Source organism: uncultured Microbacterium sp. (assembly GCF_913776565.1).
GTDB lineage: Bacteria > Actinomycetota > Actinomycetes > Actinomycetales > Microbacteriaceae > Microbacterium.
On the sequence record NZ_CAJYPF010000012.1, the window covers coordinates 1 to 5,314 of the forward strand.

Genomic DNA, 5,314 nt, shown 5'->3' on the forward strand with positions numbered 1-5,314 from the left:
GAGGCATACGAGCCAGGCGAGAGCGCGGCGCCGACGACGGGGACGAAGACGCGACGGAGCCCTGACGATCACGCGAACACCCTAGACGGGGCGCGACGGCGAAGGACTCCATCGATCACCTCCCCGCCTAGACTGAAAATCCGATACGGGGGAGTGTTCATGGGTTCCGCAGCAGCACGCGGCAAGGCCGTCACAGGCGTGGTCGCGATCGGGAGCGCGCTCCTCCTCCTCGCCGGATGCGGTGCACCGCCGTGGGCGCAGGGCAGCGGACAACAGGCGGCTCCGACCACGGCCGCGCCGTCGATGACCGCGGCTCCGCAGCCGGTCCGCAACGATCTCTCGAGCGGGTCCACCCAGCGAACGCTGACCGCCGGGGCCGTGGCCGCGACGGTCGACTATTGGTCGACGCTGTCGATGGAGCGCTGGACCCCGACGGCGCTCAAGCCGGTCAGCTTGTCCATGGTGACCACGGTCACTCCCGACGACGGTCAGAAGGTGTACCTGCAGCGGGCCACGATGACAGCGGTGCCGGGCAACGCGTCGCAATCCTTCTCGCCGCTCCCGGCGCAGGTCGACCAGACCGACGCGCCCGGCTACCTGGTGCTCTCGCCGTACAGCTACTCGCAGACGTTCAACGTCGGCGAGGTCCCCGCCGACGCGACATTTGTCACCCTTCAATTCACCTTCGAGTACCTGGTGCAATCCACCCCGACGTCGAACGAGTTCGCAAAGCAGACGGCGAGCGACACCCTCACGGTGGCGATCGCGGATGCCGCCGGCAGCGCGTCCGGCTGATCAGAGCCGCACGCGCTCCCATCTGTCCCCGCCCTGGCGGGTCGCCGTCGCGGCGGCTTCTTCGGCGGCCGCGATGAGTGCGCCCAGATCGAAACCGCAGGCCTCCGCGGGCACCCAACCGATGCTCGCCGACAGCTGCACGTCGACGAGGGTCGATGCGTCCAGATCGGTGATTCTCTGCAGCATCGACCGCACGTGCGCGCGCAGGTCGGAGTCGGGGCGGCACACGAGGGCCACCACGTGACCGCGCATCTCGCTTCCCAGATCGGCCCCGGCGGGAAGGCATTCCGCAACGGCCTTCTCGAATGCCGCGGTAAGGCGATACCAGGCGTTCTCACCGGCAGCGCTGCGCACCTGCGTGGGGTCGTCGAGTCGGATGCAGAGCACGGCCCAGTGCGACTCTCCGGCGCGGTGGGCTCGACGCAACCGATCCGTCGCCGTCACCACGAAATGGGGCCAGCTCGTGGCCGAGGTGCGACCGCTGGGCGACACCGAGGTGAAATAGAGCAGCGACACGGTCGCGCACACGAGGAAGACGAGCATCGCGAGGCCGTTGATGACGCGGGCCAGGGCGAGGTCGCCGATCGCGGCAGGAGCGGCCAGGCCCGACACGAGGATGGCGACCCCGACGGCGACGAACGCGACGCACACGACGGAAAGTGGCAGGGCGAGGCGTTCGAGTCGATCCGCTGCCCGGCGCAGCTCGGCGGCCGTCAGCCCGGCGAAGACGGAAGCGCCGACGAAGGCCAGGCGGAAGCTCAACCCGTATGCGCCCGGGTCGACGACGATCGTGAACACCGCAGCGGTCGCGACCGCGTAGACCGCGCCGACCCACGGCAGAGCGCGTACGCCTCGGCGCGCGCGGAAACCCGACCAGATGAGCGCGGGGGCGCCCAGCATGAGCCCGAGCCCGGCGCGTCGCACACTCTCGTCCTCGAGGATCGTGCCCGTCACGGACACCCATGTGCTGGTCATGGCCAGGACGAATGCCAACGACCACAGCAACGCCGACCGCGACGGCCGGTGCAGGAAGCCCAGGCCGATCACCATCACCGTTCCGAGCGTGGCGACCGTGGCCTGGGCGAGTCCGAGGTTCGACAGAGCATCCGTGGGGATCATGCGGCCGCGGAATCGCTTCGGGCGGGAAGTACCACCGTGACCGTCGTCCCGGTGCCGAGTTCGCTTTCGAGGAAGAGCGACCCGCCCTGGTCCTCCACGATGCTGCGGATGATGCCCATCCCCAGGCCGGTGCCCGGGGTCGAGCTCTCGCGAACCGCCTGCGCGCGGAAGTACGGGTCGAAGACGCGTGCGAGATCATCGGGATGGATGCCGATACCCGTGTCGGAGAAGTGCAGGATGACGTCGTCGGGGGAGACTTCACCCGAGATCCGGATCGTTCCGCCCGCCGGCGTGTACTTGATGGCGTTGCTCAGGATGTTGTCGAAGGCCTGGCGGAGGCGGAACGCATCGCCGGTCACCTCGGCTGAAGCGGGCAGGTCGTCGACGACACTCACGCGGCGTGCGCTCGCCGCGGGGCGGAACGAGGCCAAGGACGAGGCGATGATCCGACTCGCGTCCGCGGCCGCCGGAGGGGCGGAATCGCGGAACACCCCCCTGGAGGTGGCCAGGATCTCCGAGATGAGCTTCTGCATCCGTTCTCCGGCGCCCGCGATCACTTCGAGCTGTTCGCGCACCTTGGGGCTGAGATCAGGGTCGTCCAGGGCCAGATCGGCATGGCCCACGATCGCGGTGAGGGGGTTGCGCAGCTCGTGCGACACCGTGGCGGCGAGACGCTCGCGAGCACGCTCGGACTCGATCAGCGCCGTGATGTCATGGACGATCAGAAGCGTGCTCTCGGGTTCGTCGGACGAGATCAGACGGCGTGTCGAGGCGGACAGGGCGTGCCACTCGCCGTGCGGGTCGAACAGCCACACGCGTTCGTCGTCGAACTGCTCCCCCCGGGCGGCGCGGGCGAAGGGACGCTCGGAATCAGGCAGCGGCTCGCCGCGCAGAGTGGCGTACTCGACGGCGCTGCCGGGACGTTGCGGCTCATCGCGTTCGACGCCGTACAGGGCTACGTAGGTGTCGTTGAGCGCGAGGACCTCTCCGTCGGCGGAGAGGCGCGCGATGCCGGTGTCCAGGCCGTTCAGCATCTGCGACACGCGTCGTTCCTGGCCGGATACGCGCTGAAGAGTGCCCTGCAGGCGGCTCGCCTGACGGCGCAGCAGCTGCTTGAACGCCCGGGTCTGACGGGCCGACAGGAACGAGGTGATCGCGATGAAGGTCAGGGAGAGAAGAACGACGATGAGTCGCAGCGCCGACGTGGGGCCGGCGTCATTGACGGTCGTGTCCACCACGATGATGACGCCCACCGCGGCGAGGGCCGAGATGAGGTAGGCGAGGGTGAAGTGGGTGGCGATCCAGATGATCGGGAAGACCCAGAAGAAGCCGAATCGCAGATCCGTTCCGAAGCTGAGCAGACCGATGCCGACGATGTCGCCGAGGGGAACGATCGAAACGGTCCACCGGGGGAGTCGGTGCCAGGGGACCACGATCGCCGCCGCCGTCAGAGCGATGACGACTCCCACTCCGGACGAGAACGGCCAGTGGGTGAAGAGGGAGGGCTCGAGCGCCTGGACGAGCAGGACCGTGATGACGACGCTCGCCCCGAGCACGAGCTGCAGCAGCCATACGGAGCGGGTCCGGCTGCTCGGTGCCTTCGCCCCGTCGTCGTGCAGACCATCCGGAGGAACCGCCGGGGGGACGTTCCTCAGGGATGTCATGAAATCGAGTGTATAGAGAGTGGTGTAGTCTTCTGCGCGCCATCCTGTCTCTGCTCGCCGCGCGTGATCCCGCATCACGACGCCCGGTCAGACTCCCCCTGAGGCCTGCATCCCGCAGCGTGATGGTCGTTCAGCGACCTCTGCGCACTCCGCGCTTCTTCCTCAGGAGACAACCGTGAGCCCGACCACTCGCCGACGCGTCCGCGCGTCCGCCCTCGCCCTCTCCCTCGCCCTCGTCACCCCCCTGGCTCTGGGCGGGTGCGCGCAGGTCGCGCAGGCGTTCAACGCCCTGCCGGGACAGATCGGCGGCGGGTCGTCCGTCGTCGTGGCGACCCCCGTCCCGCAGGCGACGGGCGATGCGCAGCCTTTCGACTCGCAATTCACCTACGACGGGTCCGTGTCGTTGACGTCCGAGGTCGCCGACGGTCTCGATCTGCGCCTGGACGTCTGGGCGGTCGAACCGAAGCGCACCCGGGAGTGGACGCCCACCAACGAGAAGCAGCTCGGTTTCGCCGTCAACGTCGTGGACCGCCGCGTCGACGAGAAGGCTGTGCTGGCGCAGAAGCGCCGGGTGTACGTCTCGTCCATCTCGATCACGTCCCAGACGGCGCAGGTCGGCGGTCAGGTGTCCAATCCCTTCCAGTTCAGTGCCGACCCACGCACTCTCGTTCCCTCGGACACGTTGCGATCCGACCGGGGGCTGCTGCTGAACAGCTTCCAGGGCGGTCTGCTCGTGCCGACCACCTCGATCCGGCAGCTGCCCGTGGACACCTACGGCATCACGCTCGAATTCGCCTTGAACGTGGCGGTCGAGGGCGCGGCGAACACCGACTCGTCCTTCTCGCAGCAGACCGTGTACCAGTACCTGCCCATCGCGATCTTCGCCGACGAGGGACAGACGTCGACCTCGGGGCAGACCGGGGGTTCCTCCAGCAGCACGGGTCGCGCGCCGGGCTGGGGCCAGACCAGCGGTCAGGGCTGAGCAGCCCGCGCGGACTCAAGCTCCGCCGGGGTGTCCCTGGCGCGGCCTGAGCCTACGACTCTCCATGAGCAGCGACAGGTCGTCGACGTCCATGATGAGGAAGTGCTCGAAACACAGATCGGGCACGTCGTCGTACTCGATCGAGGGCATGCGCAACGCGAAGGCCCGACGAACGGCTTTCTCCACCTCGCCGGCGTCGGTGCTCGCTGCAGCGATCGAGAAGACGATGTCGCGTGCCGGCATCCCCGTCACCGTTCCGGGGAGGGCGTCGCTGAGAGCCTCGGCGACGGTCCTGAGCATCACCTCGCCGCGTTCGACGGTGTGGGCCGCCCGGATGAGGTCGATCTCGGGCACACGCACCAGGGTGGCGCGCACGGTCGCGCCAGCGCTCAGCAGGCGGGAGGTCTGCCGGCGCAACGCGCCACGGTCGTGAGCGCGTGTCCCTGGCGCGGGGGCGTCATCGAGCTGCCGGCCGATCAGCACCGCCCCCACCGAGACGAGCATGATCGCCACCGCGCTCGCCGCCGCCGTCGACTCGGCCGAGACCGGCCCGGCGGAGGTCAGGACATCGTTGCCGAAGATCGCCGAGGCCGCGAGACGCACCAGGTTGAAGGCCGCGTAGACCCCCAGCGTCCACGACAGCAGTCGAGCCGCCTTCAGATCACCGAGCGGTCGTCGGGCGCACTCGAGCGCCCCGAGGGAGCCGAAGACGGCAAGACCCGCGGTCTTGAGCAGCGTCGCATCCTCGAGGGGG

Annotated in this window: 5 protein-coding genes; 2 read left to right on the plus strand and 3 right to left on the minus strand. The window is 68.9% G+C overall.

Annotated features, from left to right (window positions below; genetic code table 11):
• The first annotated feature begins 159 nt into the window (after nt 1-159).
• On the plus strand, nt 160-795 hold the full coding sequence (locus tag QZ433_RS00820; protein WP_295779559.1) for a hypothetical protein: 636 nt from the start codon (nt 160-162) through the stop codon (nt 793-795).
• Here QZ433_RS00820 and QZ433_RS00825 read toward each other — a convergent pair whose 3' ends face one another.
• Together QZ433_RS00825 and QZ433_RS00830 are read right to left on the minus strand one after the other, a co-directional pair.
• Nucleotides 796-1,914, minus strand: a complete 1,119-nt coding sequence (locus QZ433_RS00825; protein WP_295779560.1) for a hypothetical protein — start codon at nt 1,912-1,914, stop codon at nt 796-798.
• A complete protein-coding gene (locus QZ433_RS00830) occupies nt 1,911-3,578 on the minus strand; it encodes a cell wall metabolism sensor histidine kinase WalK (protein ID WP_295779561.1) in 1,668 nt (555 codons plus the stop codon). The genes QZ433_RS00825 and QZ433_RS00830 overlap by 4 nt, the downstream gene beginning before the upstream one ends.
• Nucleotides 3,579-3,753: 175 nt before the next feature.
• Here QZ433_RS00830 and QZ433_RS00835 point away from each other — a divergent pair, with 175 nt between their 5' ends.
• A complete protein-coding gene (locus QZ433_RS00835; protein ID WP_295779562.1) occupies nt 3,754-4,560 on the plus strand; it encodes a fructose 1,6-bisphosphatase in 807 nt (268 codons plus the stop codon).
• A 15-nt stretch (nt 4,561-4,575) separates the two neighbouring features.
• On the opposite strand, the gene QZ433_RS00840 is transcribed toward QZ433_RS00835, so the two are convergent.
• On the minus strand, nt 4,576-5,314 hold a 739-nt coding region (locus QZ433_RS00840), incomplete at its 5' end, for a hypothetical protein (RefSeq protein ID WP_295779563.1).